Below are 16708 nucleotides of genomic sequence, written 5' to 3' on the forward strand. Positions count from 1 at the left end.
GTGAACTGGGTCGATGTGCTGGTGTTGCTGCTGGCCGTGCTGGCGGCGGTGTCCGGTGCATACCAGGGCGTGATCGTCGCGCTGCCCTCCCTGGTCGGCGTCGTGCTCGGCGCGCTCGCCGGGATCAAGCTCGCGCCGGTCGTCGTCTCGTTCTTCGACGACCCGGTGTGGAAGGTCGCCTTCGCGGTCGCGACCGTGGTGTTCCTGGTCGCCTTTGGCGAGGCGCTCGGCGTCTACGTGGGCCGCAGGCTGCGGCAGAAGATCAACCCGGACAAGCTGTCCGGGGTCGACAAGTCGCTCGGCGCGGTCGTGCAGGCCCTGGTCGTCTTCATCGTGGCGTGGCTGATCGCGACGCCGCTGACGACCGTGTCCGGCCTGCCCGGGCTGGCCAAGGCGATCAACGGCTCGGTCGTGCTCGGCAAGGTCAACGACGCCATGCCGGAAGCCGCGCAGGGCTTCCCGAGCCAGCTGCGCAAGCTGCTCGACGCGTCCGGCTTCCCGTCGATAGTCGACCCGTTCCAGAAGGCCCCGACGGCCGACACCTCGCCGCCGGACCCGGCCCTGCAGAGCAGCGGGACCGTCCAGGCGCTGCACGGCAGCGTCGTCAAGATCCGCGGCAGCGCCAGCTCGTGCTCACGGTCGCTGGAGGGCAGCGGGTTCGTCATCGCACCTCAGCGGGTGATGACGAACGCGCACGTCGTGGCCGGCACCGACACCGTCGGCATCGAGACGACGCAGGGCGACTACCCGGCGCGCGTCGTGTACTTCGACCCGGAGGTCGACATCGCGGTGCTCGCCGTACCGCGGCTGCGGGCCGACGCGCTGCAGTTCGCGCCGGAGACCGCCACCGCCGGCGACAGCGCGATCGTGCTCGGCTACCCGCTCGACGGCCCGTACCGGGCGACGCCGGCGCGCGTGCGCGGCCGGATCAACCTGCGCGGCCCGGACATCTACGACGCGAACACCGTGCAGCGGGACGTCTTCACCGTCCGCGCGGAGATCCGCAGCGGCAACTCCGGCGGCCCGATGGTGACCCCGGACGGCAAGGTCATCGGCGTCGTGTTCGGCGCTGCGGTCGAGGACCCGGAGACGGGCTTCACGCTCACCGCCGAGCAGGTGCGGGCGGAGGTCGACGCGGCGCCGTCGCAGTCGACGAACGTGTCCACCGGCTCCTGCGCCGCCTAACGCCCGAACCGCAGCGCGAGACCGTCGAGCAGGGCTCGCATGCCCGACTCGAAGATGTCGTCGAGCACCAGGTCGTAGCCGGTTTCGCCGAGCTCGTGGAGCATCTTGGCGAACACCGGGCGGCCACTGATCATCGGCGCCATCGCCGGGGCCTGCTTGTCCATCCACTGCTCCTCGGACAGCCCGGACGCGGCCAGCGCATGCTGCTCGCGTTCGAGGTGGATCGCGATGCCCTGGACGTAGCTGAAGAACAGCACGTGGAGATCGCACAGCGTCGCCGCGTCGACGCCGAGCTCGCTCAGCGCGGCCAGCGCGAATTCGGCGTGCAGGCCGAGGTTGCGCAGCGGCAGCGGACGGGTGACCGGCGCGAGCTGGGCCAGCCACGGGTGCCGGCGGTAGAGCGACCAGAGCGTCCGGCCGCCGAGCGTCAGCCGGTCCCGCCAGCCCGGCGGCGGGTCCTCCGGGTAGCCGCGCTCGCCGTACGCCGCGTCGGCCATCAGCAGCACGAGCTCGTCCTTGCCGCTCACATACTTGTACGGCGCCATGGTCGCGGCGCCCAGCCGCGCGGCGACGCCACGCATGGACAACGCGGCCAGGCCTTCCGCGTCGGCGATGTCGATCGCCGTGCGCACGATCCGGTCGCGGGTCAGTCCCCGCTGGCTGCCGCGTCGCTCCCGGCTCGCGACGACCGTGCCCGACCGCGGCTCGGCGCGCACCAGCCCCTCCTGGCTCAGCAGGGCCAGGGCCTTGGCCGCGGTCGCCATCGCGACGCCGTGGACGGCCGCGAGCCGCCGGGTCGACGGCACGCGCGCACCCGGCGGCAGCTCGCCACGCGCGATCCGGGCACGTAGCTCGTCGGCGATGACCACGTACTTCACGGTTGCCTCCTGACCTAGCACAGAGAGCAATCTGTACTAGGACAGATTTGTCGCTTGAACTGTGTCATCTCCACTGTGGTGCACACAAGCGTACGACTCTGGAGGAACAATGCGAAACGTCCTGATCTCCGGTGCGGGTGTCGCCGGCGGCACCTTGGCCTGGTTCCTGGCCCGCGCCGGCTGGGCGGTGACCGTCGTGGAGCGCGCGCCCGGCCCGCGCACCGGCGGCCAGGCGATCGACGTGCGTGGCGTCGCGCTCGACGTCGTCGACGCGATGGGTCTCGGCGAGCGGATGCGGGCGGTGCGCACCCGGATGCGCGGGATGTCCGTGGTGGACGGGACCGGGCAGGAGCTGTTCCGGTCCGAGGAGTTCACCTACAGCAGTGGCCGCCTCGACAGCGACGACTTCGAGATCCTGCGCGACGACGTCGTCGCGATCCTGCAGGACGCGGCCGACGTCGAGTATGTCTACGGCGACTCGGTCACGGCGTTGACGGAGGACGCGCACGGCGTGCGCGTCGAGTTCGAGCGCGGCGGGTTCCGGACGTTCGACCTGGTCGTCGGCGCGGACGGCCTGCACTCGGCGGTGCGGCGGCTGGCCTTCGGACCGGAGGAGGAGTTCACCACCCACCTCGGTCAGTACCTGGCGATCTTCCCGGCGCCGAACTTCCTGGGGCTCGAGGACTGGCAGGTCTGGTTCCGGCACGAGGAGACCGGCGGGGCGATCTACCCGGTCCGCGACAACACCGAACTGCGCGTCACCCTCGGCTTCGGGTCGGAGCCGCTGCCCCGCCAGGACGTCGAAGGGCAGAAGCGGCTCATCGCCGAGCGGCTGGGCGGGATCGGCTGGGAGGTGCCGAAGCTGCTGGAGGCGATGGCCGCCGCGGACGTCTTCTACTTCGACGCGATGGCCCAGATCCACCTCGACCGCTGGTCGGAGGGCCGGGTCGTACTGCTCGGCGACGCGGCCTACTGCGCTTCGGCGTTGTCAGGGCAGGGGACGAGCCTCGCGCTCGTCGGCGCGTACGTCCTCGCGCAGGAGCTGGGCCGTGCGGAGCGCGAAGCGGCCTTCGCGGCTTACGAGCGTCGAATGCGGCCCTTCGTCGAGCTCAACCAGGCGCTGGCGACGGAGAACCCGACGGGCGGTCCGGCGGAGGAGTCGGTCGAGCGGGCGAAGAACGCCATCGACCTCACTTGATGAAGTCCACCAGAGCCGCCGAGGTGCGCTCGGGGACCTCGAGGTGGGGGAAGTGCCCGACGCCGGGCCAGAGTTCCGGCTCGGCGTGCGGGCCCGCCCAGCGCACCGACGACGTCGCCGTCTCGGGGAGGATGCAGGTGTCGTCGGCGCCGTGCAGCTGCAGCGTCGGCGCCGTGATCCGGGCGTCGACGGCGTCGGTGAACCGGCGGCCCTCACCGCGGAACTGCGCGCGGAACGCCCAGCGGTAGTACTCGAGCGCGCTGTGCGCGACCCCGGGCACGAGCATCGCTTGCCGGAACGCGCCGACGCTCTCGGTGAAGTCCGTCGTGGACCGCCAGCGGCTCCCGGCCCAGGCGCCGAACAGGTCCTCGACGGCCTGGGCGTCGTTCTTCACGAGCCACTTCTCCGGCGCCATCGGGACCTGGAAGCGGAACAGGTGGCCGGCCGCGCGGCCCTGGCCACGCCACGGACGGCCGGCCCCCGACCGCAGAGCCAGCGGGTGCGCGGCGCCGATCGCCGTCACCGACGACACGAGCCGGGGGTGCAGGGACGCGACCGTCCAGGCGAGCATGCCGCCCCACGCGTGCCCGACGAGGTGCGCCCGGCGCGCCCCGAGCGACTTGATCAGGCCGCCGACGTCCCCGGCGAGCGTCCACGCGTCATAGCCGCGGGGCGGCTTGTCCGAGTCGCCGTAGCCACGCAGGTCGACGGCGACCGCGCGGAACCCGGCGTCGGCCAGTGCCCGCAGCTGGTGGTGCCAGGTCCACCAGAACTCGGCGAACCCGTGCAGCAACACCACGACGGGCCCCTCGCCGAGCTCGGCGACGTGCAGCCGGATGCCGTTCGCGGAGACGTCGCGGTGCGCCCATGGGCCGTCGAGCCGGACGCTCGACGGATCGGGGGACGCGTGCAACGACTCAGTCGCGCGTGGTGGTCAGGTCGGCGTCGGGCGCCTTCTGCGGCTTGAGCGCGGCGGCGGTCTCCTTGACGCTGGCGATCGTCCGCTCGGGTGCCTTGAACTTCTTCACCTTGCGGTAGCCGAGGAACCCCGCCACGCCCGCGACGAGCAGCATCACGAAGAACACGATGCCGAACGCGATCCAGCGGTAGCGCACCCACTCGGCGAGGCCTTCGGCGGCGAAGAAGAACAGGAAGAACGTGCTGTACAGGAAGACCGTCAGCGCGATCAGGAAGTAGACGGCCCCCTTGAGGCCCTTCTTCACCTCGCCGACCAGCTCGGACTTCGCGAGCTCCATCTCGGCCCGGACCAGGGTCGAGATGTGCTGGGTCGCGTCGCCGACGAGCCTGCCGATCGACTGGTCGCCGGGGACGTCGGAGTCGGAGGACAGCGGGAGGTAAGGCACGGCCCCCACGCCGTCGGGGCCGGTGCGTTCGTGCTTGGGGCTGCTCACCGGGTCATCGTGCCATGTGTCCTTTGTCGAGGCGCGGCGGCGTAGCCGAGTGTCGCGAGATCACTCCGCTCGGGCGTGCACCCGGCTTCGGCGCAGGAGCAGCACCGCCGCGAGCAGCGAGGCCACGCCGGACGCGATCAGCACCGCCGCCTTGGCCAGTTCGCTCGCGCCCGCCGGCAGGGCGAGGTCCGCGATCAGCAGGCTGACCGTGAACCCGACGCCGCCGAGCACCGACAACGCGACCATGTCCCGCCAGCCCGTCCCGCGCGGCTTTTCCGCGGCGCCGAGCTTCACGGCGAGCAGGCTCGCGCCGAGGATCCCGACGACCTTGCCGCCGAGCAGCCCGGCGAGGACGGCGAGCGGCAGCGCCGTCGTGAACACCGCGCCGAGTGCGTCGGCGTTGACCGAGATCCCGGCCGCGAACAGCGCGAACACCGGCACGGCGACGGCGGCCGACCACGGCTGGAGCCGGTGCTCCAGCCGCAGCGCCGGTGCTTCGGCCTCGTCCTCGTCGGCGCGGACGCGGGTGAGCAGGCCCAGCGCGACGCCGGCGATCGTCGCGTGGATGCCCGCCGAGTGCACCGCGACCCAGGTGATCAGCGCGAGCGGCACGTACAGCCACGGCGTCCGGACGCGCCGGTGCTGCAGGAAGGCGTACAACGCGAGCGCGGCCACCGCCACGGCCACCGCGACCAGGTCGAAGCCGGTCGTGAACACCACGGCGATGACGACGATCGCGCCGAGGTCGTCGACGACGGCCAGTGACAGCAGGAACACCCGGGCGCTCGAGGGCAGGTTCGACGCGGTCAGGGCCAGCACACCGAGCGCGAACGCGATGTCCGTCGCCACCGGGATGGCCCAGGCCCGCTCGATCCCCGGCGTCCCCCAGCCGACGCCGAGCGCGACGAGCGCCGGCACGACCATGCCGCCGGCCGCGGCCACGACGGGCAGCACGGCCTGCTTGAGCCGGGACAGCTCGCCGATCACGAGCTCGCGTTTGAGCTCCAGCCCGGCGACGAAGAAGAACAGGGCGAGAAGACCGTCCTTCGCCCAGTCGCCGATGGTCAGGTTCAGGTGCAGGAGCTCCGGACCGAGCCGGAGGTCGCGCAGCGCGTGGTAGCTGTCGCGCAGCGGGGAGTTGGCCCAGACCAGGGCGACGGCGGTCGCGCCGAGCAGGATGAGACCGCCGGTGGTTTCGGTGCGCAGGTAGCGCGCGAACTCGCTCAACGGACGGGACACGGCAGCTCCTGGGGTCGCTGATCACTGTTGCCGACCAGACTTCCCGGCGCACCTTGACGTTATTTTAATCCCTCTTTGTCACGGACCGTTATGGCCACCGCCACACGGGGTGCCGGTGGTGGGTCACACGGTGTGCTCCTAGCATGCGAAACGACAACGAAGTCCGAGACAAAGGAAGACAGAGTTGTGAGCACCTCTACCGAGGTCCAGCAGGACACGAGGTTCTTCGGGCACCCACGAGGACTGGCGAACCTCTTCGGCGTGGAGATGTGGGAACGCTTCTCCTACTACGGGATGCTCGGCATCCTGCCGATCTACCTCTACTACAAGGTCGAACAGGGCGGCCTGGGCCTGGCCCAGGAGTCCGCGCTCGGCATCGTCGGCGCGTACGGCGGGCTGGTGTACCTCTCCGCCGTCATCGGCGCCTGGGTCGCCGACCGGCTGCTCGGCTCCGAACGGACGCTGTTCTACAGCGCCGTGCTGATCATGATCGGGCACCTCAGCCTGGCGCTCCTGCCGGGCCTGACCGGGATCGGCGTCGGCCTGGTCTGCGTCGCGGTCGGCAGTGGCGGGCTGAAGTCCAACGCGACGGCGATCGTCGGCACGCTCTACGCCGACGGCGACGAACGGCGTGACGCCGGCTTCACGATCTTCTACATGGGCGTCAACCTCGGCGGTTTCGTCGGGCCGCTGCTGACCGGGCTCGCGCAGACGGAGGTCGGCTTCCACCTCGGCTTCGGGCTCGCCGCGGTCGGCATGGCGCTCGGCCTGACCCAGTACACGTTCGGCCGCAAGAACCTCGGCGACAAGGCCAGGGAGATCCCGAACCCGCTGCCGTCGTCGCAGCGCGCGCTCGCGATCGGCGGCGCCCTCCTGCTGGTGGCGGCGATCGTGGTGCTGGTGCTGACCGGCGTCGTCAACCCGGGCAACCTCGCCGACGTCGTCGTCATCGTGGTCGGCGTGATCTCGGTGATCTACTTCCTGGTCATCCTGACCAGCCGCAAGATCACCGGCGACGAGCGCAGCCGGGTGTTCTCGTTCATCCCGATGTTCATCGCCAGCGCGGTGTTCTTCTCGCTGTACCAGCAGCAGTTCACGGTCGTCGCGGCCTACACCGACCAGCGGCTGAACCGGAGCCTGTTCGGCTGGGAGCTGCCGGTGCCCTGGGTCAACTCGATCAACCCGGTGTTCATCATCGTGTTCGCGCCCCTGCTGGCGGCGCTGTGGACGAAGCTCGGCGAGCGCCAGCCGTCGACGCCGATGAAGTTCGTCCTCGGCACGGTGCTGATGGGCGCGGCGTTCCTGCTGTTCCTGCCGATGGTGGGCAGCGGCAAGAACGCGAGCCCGATGCTCGCGCTGGTCGGCATCCTGTTCGTCTTCACGATCGCCGAGCTGTGCCTGTCACCGGTCGGGCTGTCGCTGTCGACGAAGCTCGCGCCGGCGGCGTTCCGGACGCAGATGGTCGCGCTGAACTTCCTGTCGATCTCGTTCGGCACGGCGATGTCCGGCAAGCTCGCCGAGTACTACTCGGTCGACGACGAAGCGCCGTACTTCAGCACGGTCGGCGGGGTCGCCATCGGTGTCGGTGTCCTGCTGTTCCTGGGCATCCCCTTCATCCGCAAGCTGATGAAGGGCGTGCACTAGTCAGCCGACGGTGACGCCGAAGATCACCCCGACGAAGTAGGTCACCACCATGGTGAGCGCGCCGACGCCGACGTTGCGGAGGATCGCTCGCTTCACGTTCGCGTCGCCGAGCCTCGCGCTGACCCACCCGGTCAGCGTGAGGCCGACGACGACCGCGGCGGCGCACGCCCAGACGCGCATCGAGACGCCGGCCCAGGCGATGGAGAGCAGCGGCAGCAGCGCGCCGACCGAGAACGCGATCAGGGACGCCCACGCCGCCTGCCACGGGCTGGTCAGGTTGTCCGGGTCGATGCCGAGCTCGGCCTCCGCGTGCGCCTGCAGCGCGTCCTTTTCGGTCAGCTCGCGGGCGACCCGGTTCGCCAGGTCCGGCGAAAGCCCTTTGCCTTCGTAGATCTCCGCGAGCTCCCGCTCCTCGGCCTCCGGCATCGTCTTGAGCTCCAGCCTTTCCAGCCGGAGCAAAGCCTGTTCGGTGTCGCGCTGGGTGCTCACCGAGACGTATTCCCCGCCGGCCATGGAAAAGGCGCCGGCGACGAGCCCGGCTATTCCGGCGGTGAGGATCGTGGTGCTTTCGGTGGTCGCGCCGGCGACCCCGACGACGATGCCGGCGACCGACACGATCCCGTCGTTCGCCCCGAGAACCCCGGCCCGCAGCCAGTTGAGCTTCCCGCCCACGTCCTGGTGCGGTTCGTGGGCGTGCTCCACGGCGTCACCGTCAATCGTTTCGGTCACCGGACCAGTGAAACACGAACGGAGAATCGTGGCGAGACCTCCGGTTTGGGTCAGGTCCGCCTAAATAACGCGTGCCTAACCTAAGCCAGTCCTGTGTGGACTCCGCGGTTCTGGGTCATCATGGGTGCCATGGACGACCAAGTGTGGCAGCCGCTGAAGACGGTGGAGGGCCTGCCACTCCAGGGCGGCGAGGGCCGGTTCCGGCTGCTGGAGACGGCGGAGAGCGGACTGGCGTACCTGATCCACTACCCGGCGGGGGTGGCCTCGCCGGGCCACGCGCACGACCACGACTCGATCGTCTACGTCCTGTCGGGGAGGCTGCGGGGAGCGGTCGACGGCGTGGAGACGGAACTGGAGCCGGGTGACTCGGTGCTGCACCCGAAGGGGGTGGCCCACCACGTGGAAGCGCTGACGGACTCGATGTGGGTGGAGTTCAAGTCCCCGCTGCCAGGGCGTCCGCCAATCGGCTGAGCCTGCCCCCGGAAAGCGGAAACGCCCGGCCCCGCGAATGCGGCACCGGGCGTTCCCTGGAGTGAAGCTCAGGCGTCCAGCTCGGCGAGGGCCTGCTTGGCCTTCTCGAGCTCGGCCTCCAGCGCCGCGACCTTCGCCGCCTGCGCCTCGCGGGCCTGGTTGATCACCTCGTCGATCGGGCCCGACAGGTCCGCGTGCAGCTCCTTCGCCGCGCGCGACACCGCCGCCGCCGGGATCTCGAGGCCCTTCGCGACCCACTTCGAGCCGTTCTTCAGCTCGGCCTGCCACTCGCCGTCGGCGGTGCCGGTGACCGTGAGGGTCAGCTCGACCGTGCGGGTCTTCTTCGCCGTCGACGCGGTCGCCGCACCCTTCGGGCGGCCGCGCTTGGGCTTGGGGGCCTCTTCGGCAGCCGGCTCAGCCGGGCTTTCCGAAGCGGCCGGGGACGCGGACTCGGTGACGGTCGCCTCGTCGGCGGAAACCTCCGGCGTCTCAGCCGAAACCGGAGCCGAAGCCGTTTCCTCGTCGTGCGTCAGGACATCCACGGTCATCGTCGTGTCGTCTCCTTGCCCGGGAAGGGGGTGTGGTTCGCGGCACAGCGTAGAACATGCGTTCGAGCCGTGCCACTCGGGGTGTCATTGACAGGGCCCTCCCGGCGCGAAGCCGGAAGGGCCCTGACTACGAGAACGCTAGCTCACTCCTCGGACTTGCCCGTCTTCAGGCCCGACGAGATCAGGTCCATCACCGACGAGTCGGCCAGCGTGGTGACGTCGCCGACCTGCCGGTTCTCCGCGACGTCGCGCAGGAGACGGCGCATGATCTTGCCCGAGCGCGTCTTCGGCAGCTCCGGCACGACCATGATCTGCCGCGGCTTCGCGATCGGCCCGATCTCCTTCGCGACGTGGTTGCGCAGCGCCTGGATCGCCTCCTCGCCGCCGTCCACCGCGTTGCCGCGCAGGATGACGAACGCGACGATGCCCTGCCCGGTCGTCGGGTCGGTCGCGCCGACGACCGCGGCCTCGGCCACCGTCGGGTGCGAGACCAGCGCCGACTCGACCTCGGTCGTCGAGATGCGGTGGCCGGACACGTTCATCACGTCGTCGACGCGGCCGAGCAGCCAGATGTCGCCGTCGTTGTCGTACTTGGCGCCGTCGCCGGCGAAGTAGAAGCCCTGGTCCTTGAAGCGCGACCAGTAGGTGTCCCGGAAGCGCTCCTCGTCGCCCCAGACACCGCGCAGCATCGACGGCCACGGCTTGTCGAGCACCAGGTACCCGCCACCGCCGGGCCCGACCTCCTTGCCCTGGTCGTCGACGACCTTCGCGGAGATGCCCGGCAGCGCCCGCTGCGCCGAGCCCGGCTTGGTCGAGGTGACGCCCGGCAGCGGCGAGATCATGATCGCGCCGGTCTCGGTCTGCCACCACGTGTCGACGATCGGGGCCTTGCCCGCGCCGATGTTCTCGCGGTACCAGATCCACGCCTCGGGGTTGATCGGCTCGCCGACCGAGCCCAGCACCCGCAGCGACGACAGGTCGTACTTCTCCGGGATTTCCGCGCCCCACTTCATGAACGTGCGGATCAGCGTCGGCGCGGTGTAGTAGAGGGAGACCTTGTGCTTCTGGATGATCTCCCAGTGCCGGCCCTCGTGCGGGGTGTTCGGCGTGCCTTCGTAGACGACCTGCGTGACGCGGTTCGCGAGCGGGCCGTAGACGATGTAGCTGTGGCCGGTGATCCAGCCGATGTCGGCGGTGCACCAGTAGACGTCCTCGCCGGGCTTGTGGTCGAAGACATTGTGGTGCGTGTACGCCGTCTGCGTCAGGTAGCCGCCGGAGGTGTGCAGGATGCCCTTCGGCTTCCCGGTCGTCCCGGACGTGTAGAGGATGAACAGCGGGTGCTCGCTGTCGAAGGCCTCGGGAGTGTGCTCTTCGGACTGTCCGTCGACGAGCTCGTGCCACCAGAGGTCGCGGCCGTCGGTCCACGGCACGTCGCCTTCGAGCTTGTCGCCCGTGCGCTTCACGACGATGACCTTCTCGACGGTTTCGGCGCCTTCGAGCGCTTCGTCGACATTGGCCTTCATCGGCGCGGCCTTGCCGCGGCGGAACTGGCCGTCGGAGGTGACCACGACCTTCGCGGCGGCGTCGTCGACGCGGGCCCGCAGCGCCGTCGGCGAGAAGCCGCCGAACACGACGTTGTGCAGCGCACCGATCCGGGCGCACGCGAGCATCGCGAAGATGGCCTCGGGGACCATCTGCAGCTGGATCGCCACGACGTCGCCCGCGGTGACGCCCAGCGACGTGAGTGCGTTGGCGGCCTTGGAAACCTCGGTCTTCAGCTCGGCGTAGGTGATGTCCCGCGTGTCACCCGGCTCGCCGACCCAGTGGATCGCGACCTGCTCGCCGTGCCCGGACTCGACGTGCCGGTCGACGCAGTTGTACGCGACGTTCAGCTTGCCGCCGACGAACCACTTCGCGAACGGCGCATTGGTCCAGTCCAGTACCGTGGTCCACTTCGTGTCCCACGTCAGCCGCTCCGCCTGCTTCGCCCAGAACGCTTCGCGATCGGCGTCCGCCTCGGCTTGGAGATCGGCCTTCGCATTGGCCTGAGCAGCGAAATCGTCACTGGGCGGGAACGTGCGGCTCTCGGTGAGCAGGTTGTCCAGGGCTGGGGACTGCTCGGTCATGGTTGCAAGGCCTCCTGTAGTGCGCCGACATGACGGCTAGCGGCACGCTAGCGACGTTAGTCCGCCTTGTAAAAGGTTGCACCCACGTTGCCCCGCGGTTTCACCGAGGCAGGCGAGCCCCGGTGACTAAGCGTTCGTTCAGCCGCGCCTTCGCCGCGGGCCACTCCGGCGCCAGCATCGAATAGGTGACGGTGTCGCGCGACGAGCCGTCCGGCCGGATCCGGTGCGCCCGCAGGACGCCTTCGCGAAGCGCGCCAAGCCGTTCGATGGCGCGTTGCGAGCGCAGGTTGCGGATGTCGGTCTCCCAGCAGACCCGTTGCGCGTCAAGGGTTTCGAACGCGTGGGTGAGCAGCAGCAGCTTCGACTCGGTGTTCAGCCCGGTGCGCTGCCAGTCCGCGCCGATCCACGTGTGCCCGATCGAGAGGATCCGGTGCGTCTCGACGACCTGGTAGTACGACGTCGTCCCGGCAACGCGGCCGGACGGGACGTCGATCTGCGCGAAGGGCCGCCGGTCGGGGTCGGCGAGCGTCTGCTCGACCATCCGCTCGGCTTCGGCGAGATCCCCCGGCTGCCGGATGCTCAGCCACGCCCAGATGCCCGGGTCGGCGCCGGCCTCGAGCAGGCCTTTGGCGTGCTCGAGGGTCAACGGCTCCAGGCGGACGTGCTCGCCGGACAGGGTCGGTCGGGTGCTCCAGTCGCTCACGTGATCACCGTAAGCCCCACATTGGCTTTCTCTGATAGCCAATTTCCGAGCATTTCCACAGTCCACTTCGGCGTTGCCTATGCTCGGCTGACCACGACGAAGGGCGAGATCGATGGCCGAAGAGCGGGAAGAGCTGAGCTGGGAGCTGTTCGGCACGGCGAGCCGTGAACTGGCTCACACCATCGCCGACGACGGCTTCGCGCCGGACCTCATCCTGTCCATCGCGCGCGGCGGGCTGTTCGTCGCCGGTGCGCTCGGCTACGCGCTCGACGTGAAGAACCTGCACGTGATGAACGTCGAGTTCTACACGGGCGTCGACCAGCGCCTCGACCTGCCGGTGATGCTGCCGCCGGTGCCCAACGTCGTCGACCTGACGAGCAAGAAGGTGCTGATCGCCGACGACGTCGCGGACACCGGCGCCACGCTCAAGCTGGTCCGGGACTACTGCGTCGAGCACGTCGCCGAGGTGCGCTCGGCCGTCGTCTACGAGAAGCCGCATTCCACGGTCAAGTGCGAGTACGTCTGGCGGCACACCGACCGCTGGATCAACTTCCCGTGGTCGGTGCTGCCGCCCGTGGTCTCCCGCGAAGGCCAGGTCCTCGATGCCTGATCCGCTCAAGCCCCTCCTCGACCTCGAAGGCGTCGCCGCGGCCGCGAAGTCCGCGCAGGACGCGGTGTTCGCGGTGCACCGGCTTCCGGCGAACCTCCGTGGCGGCGCGGCGACCGCGGCCGAAGCGTCGGTCCGCGCGGCTCGCGCGTCCGCGGGCATCGAGGGCGCCAATCCCGAACTGCCGGCCGACGGCTCGGTCGCCGACCCGACCCTGGCCGGCGCGTTGCGCGTCGCGGAGTCGTTGGAAACGCTGCTCCCGACGTGGCGCCGGGCACCGATGCAAGCGTTGGCGCGCATGCATGTTCTCGCCGCCGCGGACCTCGTCGACGACCCGGACGCGTTGGGGCGCCCGCATTCCGGCGGCGGCCGCCTGGAGCTGCTGGCCCAGCTGGTGACCGGCGCGACGTCCGTGCCGGGTCCGGTCCTGACGGCCGTCGTGCACGGGGAACTGCTGGCGCTCAAGCCGTTCGGCAGCGCGGACGGCGTCGTCGCCAGGGCCGCGGCGCGGCTGACGATGATCGCGACGGGCCTGGACCCGAAGTCCCTGAGCATTCCCGAAGTCGCGTTCTTCCGCCGGGTGCCGCGTTATCTCGAAGCGGCCGAAGGATTCGCGAGCGGGACGCCGGACGGCGTACGCGCGTGGCTGCTCTTCAACTGCGAAGCGTTCGAAGCGGGCGCGCGCGAAGCGAAGAGCATCTCGGACGCCGCTTCTTGAATTGACACCGGCTAAGTGGTCAGTTTCGCCGACCACTTCTCTTCGATGCGCCCGAATCGCCACACCGCGAGCGCGACGACCCACGTCAGCACGAACAACCCGACGATCCCGAAGCCGACGTAGTCCAGGTCCACCGACGCGATCGCGGCCAGCGGCCCCGACGTGATGTCCAGCTTCTCGGTGAGGATCGACACCAGCTCGATCGTGCCGATGACGAACGCGACGGCGACCGACAGCGTCGTCACCGCGATGTTGTAGAAGATCTTGCGCACCGGCTTCGCGAACGCCCAGCCGTAGGCGAAGTTCATGAAGCAGCCGTCCACGGTGTCGAACAGGCTCATCCCGGCGGCGAACAGGATCGGCAGCACGAGGATCGCGTACCAGGGCAGGGCGAACGTCGCGGCGCCGGCGGCGAGCACCAGCAGCCCGATCTCGGTCGCGGTGTCGAAGCCCAGGCCGAACAGCACGCCGACGGGGTAGATGTGCCACGGCTTGCGCACGGACTTCGTCGCGCCGCGCAGCAGGCGGTTCATCACGCCGCGGTTGTTCAGGTGGTGCTCCAGCGCGGCTTCGTCGAAGTCGCCGTGGCGCATCCGCTTGAACACCCGCAGGATGCCGATCAGCACCACGAGGTTCAGGATCGCGATCACGTACAGGAACACCCCGGAGACCGACGTCCCGATGAGGCCGGTCGCGTTGTGCAGCGCCGACGAGTCGTCCTCGACCTGCCCGGCCAGTGCGCGGACGCCGAGCGACAGCAGCAGGCACAGCGCGAAGACGATCGTCGAGTGCCCGAGGGAGAACCAGAAACCGACCGAAAGCGGACGCTGGCCGTCGGCCATCAGCTTGCGGGTGGTGTTGTCGATCGCGGCGATGTGGTCGGCGTCGAAGGCGTGCCGCATGCCGAGCGTGAACGCCGTGACACCCAGCCCGATCCCGAAGACGCCGGACGCGCCCAGGTCGTAGTGCCGCGGCGCGACGAAAGCCGCCAGCACCACCCAGCCCACGACGTTGAGCAGCAGGATGAACCCGGCCATCCCGCCGATCGACACCCACTCGCGGCGCGAAAGCCCGCGCCGCGAGTCCTCGGTCGTTCCCGTGCCCGCCATCGCCGCCCGCCTTCCCTCATCTGAGAGGTTAGACAGGTGAACAGATGAACGGCAATCAGTTCTAGCTGGCGCGCACCCGCACCAGATCCAGCGCCTTTCGGACATGTCCACCGGAAGCGTGCAGCGCCTTCGCGGCGCTCTTCACGTCTTCCCCGGACAGCAGGTGCACCAGCGCCACCTTGAGGTCGCCCCCGGCCTCGGTGAGCGCGTCCGAGCAGTCCGCCATCGTCATGCCGGTGGCTTCCTGCAGGATGCGGATGGTCCGGCCGCGCAGCTTCGCGTTCGTGGCCCGCATGCTGACCATCAGGTTGGAGTAGGTGCGGCCCAGCTTGATCATCGTCGCCGTGGAGAACGACGTGAGGATCATCTTCTGCGCCGTGCCCGCCTTCATCCGCGTCGAGCCGGCGATCGCCTCCGGGCCGGTGTCGACGGCGATGAGCACGTCGACGCCCGCCGGCTTGGCCGCCTTCGCGTTGCCCGACACCAGGCCGGTGTGGGCACCCTGGCGCTGCGCGGCGAGCAGCGCGCCCAAGACGTACGGCGTCCGCCCCGACGCCGTCAGCCCCAGCACGAAGTCGCCCGGCTGGACCATGGCGGCCATCTCGGCCGCGCCGGCCCCGTCGTCGTCCTCCGCGTTTTCGACGGCCTGGCGCAGTGCGCGCTCGCCGCCGGCGTGGTGCGCGATGAACCAGTCCGACGGCACGTTGAACGTCGGCACGAGCTCGGCCGCGTCCAGCGTGGCCAGCCGCCCGGACGTCCCCGCACCGACGTAGTGCACCCGGCCACCGGCCCGCAGGGCGTCCACCGCGTAGTCGACCGCTCGTGCCACCTGGGGCAGCACCGCGGCGACGGCACCGGGGACTGTGCGGTCCTCGGCGTTGATCGCGCCCAGGATCCCCGCGGTGGACATCAGGTCGATGTCCGTGGTGCGGGGATTGCGGGTTTCGGTCGGCGAATCGACGTGCACCGCCTGCACGGGGACGGTCATCATGCGCCTCACATTTTCTCCGGTCATTACTTGCCGGTTTCCCGCGGACGGCGACGGCCGTCCGGCCTGACCCCCAGGCGGTGCGAGCCGACGGCGTCCCTGGTGGCGTCCAGGGCGTTGACCGACGCGTCCATGTGCCGCTGCGCGACGCCGATGAACAGGCAGTCGATGACGGTGAGCTGGGCGATGCGGCTCGCCGTCGCTCCCGAACGGAACGTGGTTTCCCGCGCCGCCGTGGTCAAAACGTAGTCGGCGACCTCGGTGATCGGGGACCGCGGGAAGTTCGTCACGGCGATGGTGATCGCGCCGTGCTCACGGGCCACCCGCAGCGCCTCGACGGTGTCGGTGGTCGCGCCGGTGTGCGAGACGCCGATCGCGACGTCGCCCGGACTCAGCACCGCGGCCGAGGTCAGCATGATGTGCGTGTCCGACCACGCGAAGCACACGCGGCCGATACGGTGCAGCTTCTGCTGCAGGTCCGCGGCGACGAACGCGCTGGCGCCCACGCCGTAGACGTCCGCGCGGCCGGCGCTCGCGACGACCTCGATCACGCGCTCCAGCGTGGCGACGTCGAGCTGGTCGGCCGTCTCTTCGACGGCCCGCGCGTCGGCGAAGCTGACCTTGCCGATGACGGCCGCCAGGTCGTCGTCCGGGCCGATCTCGCCGCCGAGGTTGCGCGTGGTGCGCGCTTCGGTGCGCGCGGTGTCCGCGGCCAGCGCGATGCGCAGCTGCGGGTACCCGCCGACGCCGACCGCCTTGCAGAAGCGCGTCACCGTCGTCTCACTCGTGTTCGCGGCCAGAGCGACTTCGGTGATGCTGCGTCTCGCGACGTGCGCGGGATCCTCCAGCACCACCTTCGCCACGCGCTGCTCCGCGCGGGCCAGGCCGGGGAGCAACGACCGGATGCGCACCAGCGGGCTCGAGTCCGCGTCCCGTGCGGTCGTCTGGACCGATACGGGCTCGGACGGTGCCGTGCCGACTACGGATTCGGTATCACTCACCGTCGGAAAGTTACTAACCGTTGGCATCTGCGACAAGGCTACCCACACCCTTCAGTCCTATCGCAACCCGTCCGTGTCTGCGGATCTGGATTTGCGATTAATCACTGACCAGAAAGTCGCCAACCAGGTCGGTCTTGTTAACGAGGTCAAGC

Annotated in this window: 17 protein-coding genes; 6 read left to right on the forward strand and 11 right to left on the reverse strand. The window is 69.9% G+C overall.

Annotated elements, in window-relative coordinates; translation table 11 throughout:
* A complete protein-coding gene (locus tag ACZ7PG_RS20885; RefSeq protein ID WP_470240655.1) occupies window positions 1–1185 on the forward strand; it encodes a MarP family serine protease in 1185 nt (394 codons plus the stop codon).
* Here ACZ7PG_RS20885 and ACZ7PG_RS20890 read toward each other — a convergent pair.
* Window positions 1182–2063, reverse strand: a complete 882-nt coding sequence (locus ACZ7PG_RS20890; protein ID WP_470240656.1) for a TetR/AcrR family transcriptional regulator — start codon at window positions 2061–2063, stop codon at window positions 1182–1184. The two genes, ACZ7PG_RS20885 and ACZ7PG_RS20890, sit on opposite strands and share 4 nt — an antisense overlap.
* A gap of 109 nt (window positions 2064–2172) precedes the next feature.
* Between ACZ7PG_RS20890 and ACZ7PG_RS20895 the strand changes: the two genes are divergently transcribed.
* On the forward strand, window positions 2173–3261 hold the full coding sequence (locus ACZ7PG_RS20895) for an FAD-dependent monooxygenase (protein ID WP_470240657.1): 1089 nt from the start codon (window positions 2173–2175) through the stop codon (window positions 3259–3261).
* Here the strand turns inward: ACZ7PG_RS20895 and ACZ7PG_RS20900 are convergent.
* Genes ACZ7PG_RS20900 through nhaA form a run of 3 tightly spaced genes read right to left on the reverse strand, consistent with a single transcriptional unit; the run spans window position 3254 to window position 5912 of the window.
* Window positions 3254–4174, reverse strand: a complete 921-nt coding sequence (locus tag ACZ7PG_RS20900) for an alpha/beta fold hydrolase (RefSeq protein ID WP_470240658.1) — start codon at window positions 4172–4174, stop codon at window positions 3254–3256. The genes ACZ7PG_RS20895 and ACZ7PG_RS20900 overlap by 8 nt on opposite strands.
* Before the next feature lie 4 nt (window positions 4175–4178).
* Window positions 4179–4673 carry a phage holin family protein gene (locus ACZ7PG_RS20905; RefSeq protein ID WP_470240659.1) on the reverse strand — a complete coding sequence of 165 codons (495 nt, stop codon included), beginning with the start codon at window positions 4671–4673 and terminating at the stop codon, window positions 4179–4181.
* A gap of 60 nt (window positions 4674–4733) precedes the next feature.
* Window positions 4734–5912, reverse strand: coding sequence for a Na+/H+ antiporter NhaA (nhaA, locus tag ACZ7PG_RS20910; protein WP_470240660.1), 1179 nt, complete (start codon window positions 5910–5912; stop codon window positions 4734–4736).
* A 186-nt stretch (window positions 5913–6098) separates the two neighbouring features.
* On the opposite strand from nhaA, the gene ACZ7PG_RS20915 reads away from it, so the two are divergent.
* Window positions 6099–7556, forward strand: coding sequence for a peptide MFS transporter (locus ACZ7PG_RS20915; protein WP_470240661.1), 1458 nt, complete (start codon window positions 6099–6101; stop codon window positions 7554–7556).
* Here the strand turns inward: ACZ7PG_RS20915 and ACZ7PG_RS20920 are convergent, their stop codons facing one another.
* Window positions 7557–8285, reverse strand: a complete 729-nt coding sequence (locus ACZ7PG_RS20920; protein WP_470240662.1) for a VIT1/CCC1 transporter family protein — start codon at window positions 8283–8285, stop codon at window positions 7557–7559. It abuts the gene before it with no gap.
* 129 nt (window positions 8286–8414) lie between these two features.
* On the opposite strand from ACZ7PG_RS20920, the gene ACZ7PG_RS20925 reads away from it, so the two are divergent.
* On the forward strand, window positions 8415–8756 hold the full coding sequence (locus ACZ7PG_RS20925) for a cupin domain-containing protein (protein WP_470240663.1): 342 nt from the start codon (window positions 8415–8417) through the stop codon (window positions 8754–8756).
* Between the two features lie 68 nt (window positions 8757–8824).
* Here the strand turns inward: ACZ7PG_RS20925 and ACZ7PG_RS20930 are convergent, their stop codons facing one another.
* From ACZ7PG_RS20930 to ACZ7PG_RS20940, 3 genes are all read right to left on the reverse strand, one after another.
* On the reverse strand, window positions 8825–9304 hold the full coding sequence (locus tag ACZ7PG_RS20930; protein WP_470240664.1) for a DUF6319 family protein: 480 nt from the start codon (window positions 9302–9304) through the stop codon (window positions 8825–8827).
* A 143-nt stretch (window positions 9305–9447) separates the two neighbouring features.
* Window positions 9448–11430: an acetate--CoA ligase gene (gene acs / locus ACZ7PG_RS20935; RefSeq protein ID WP_470240665.1), complete on the reverse strand. Its 1983-nt coding sequence runs from the start codon at window positions 11428–11430 to the stop codon at window positions 9448–9450.
* A 100-nt stretch (window positions 11431–11530) separates the two neighbouring features.
* Window positions 11531–12133, reverse strand: a complete 603-nt coding sequence (locus ACZ7PG_RS20940; RefSeq protein WP_470240666.1) for a GNAT family N-acetyltransferase — start codon at window positions 12131–12133, stop codon at window positions 11531–11533.
* A gap of 112 nt (window positions 12134–12245) precedes the next feature.
* Between ACZ7PG_RS20940 and ACZ7PG_RS20945 the strand changes: the two genes are divergently transcribed.
* Together ACZ7PG_RS20945 and ACZ7PG_RS20950 are read left to right on the forward strand one after the other, a co-directional pair.
* Complete coding sequence (locus ACZ7PG_RS20945) at window positions 12246–12743, forward strand: phosphoribosyltransferase (protein WP_470240667.1); 498 nt, start codon at window positions 12246–12248, stop codon at window positions 12741–12743.
* Window positions 12736–13458, forward strand: a complete 723-nt coding sequence (locus ACZ7PG_RS20950; protein WP_470240668.1) for a Fic family protein — start codon at window positions 12736–12738, stop codon at window positions 13456–13458. The genes ACZ7PG_RS20945 and ACZ7PG_RS20950 overlap by 8 nt, the downstream gene beginning before the upstream one ends.
* Window positions 13459–13469: 11 nt before the next feature.
* On the opposite strand, the gene nicT is transcribed toward ACZ7PG_RS20950, so the two are convergent.
* The 3 genes from nicT to ACZ7PG_RS20965 all read right to left on the reverse strand — a co-directional run bounded on the left by nicT (window position 13470) and on the right by ACZ7PG_RS20965 (window position 16556).
* Complete coding sequence (gene nicT / locus ACZ7PG_RS20955) at window positions 13470–14567, reverse strand: Nickel transporter NicT (RefSeq protein ID WP_470240669.1); 1098 nt, start codon at window positions 14565–14567, stop codon at window positions 13470–13472.
* Between the two features lie 61 nt (window positions 14568–14628).
* Complete coding sequence (locus ACZ7PG_RS20960) at window positions 14629–15558, reverse strand: N-acetylmuramic acid 6-phosphate etherase (protein WP_470240670.1); 930 nt, start codon at window positions 15556–15558, stop codon at window positions 14629–14631.
* A gap of 23 nt (window positions 15559–15581) precedes the next feature.
* Window positions 15582–16556 carry a MurR/RpiR family transcriptional regulator gene (locus ACZ7PG_RS20965; RefSeq protein ID WP_470240671.1) on the reverse strand — a complete coding sequence of 325 codons (975 nt, stop codon included), beginning with the start codon at window positions 16554–16556 and terminating at the stop codon, window positions 15582–15584.
* Window positions 16557–16708 lie beyond the last annotated feature (152 nt).

It is taken from the genome of Amycolatopsis sp. NPDC114504 (assembly GCF_055633595.1).

Coding starts and splice junctions, on each gene's coding strand:
- ACZ7PG_RS20895 (WP_470240657.1), top strand. CDS start 2,173: ATGCGAAACGTCCTGATCTCCGGTGCGGGTGTCGCCGGCGGCACCTTG.
- ACZ7PG_RS20925 (WP_470240663.1), top strand. CDS start 8,415: ATGGACGACCAAGTGTGGCAGCCGCTGAAGACGGTGGAGGGCCTGCCA.
- ACZ7PG_RS20930 (WP_470240664.1), bottom strand. CDS start 9,304: ATGACCGTGGATGTCCTGACGCACGACGAGGAAACGGCTTCGGCTCCG.
- acs (WP_470240665.1), bottom strand. CDS start 11,430: ATGACCGAGCAGTCCCCAGCCCTGGACAACCTGCTCACCGAGAGCCGC.
- ACZ7PG_RS20945 (WP_470240667.1), top strand. CDS start 12,246: ATGGCCGAAGAGCGGGAAGAGCTGAGCTGGGAGCTGTTCGGCACGGCG.
- ACZ7PG_RS20950 (WP_470240668.1), top strand. CDS start 12,736: ATGCCTGATCCGCTCAAGCCCCTCCTCGACCTCGAAGGCGTCGCCGCG.
- nicT (WP_470240669.1), bottom strand. CDS start 14,567: ATGGCGGGCACGGGAACGACCGAGGACTCGCGGCGCGGGCTTTCGCGC.
- ACZ7PG_RS20960 (WP_470240670.1), bottom strand. CDS start 15,558: ATGATGACCGTCCCCGTGCAGGCGGTGCACGTCGATTCGCCGACCGAA.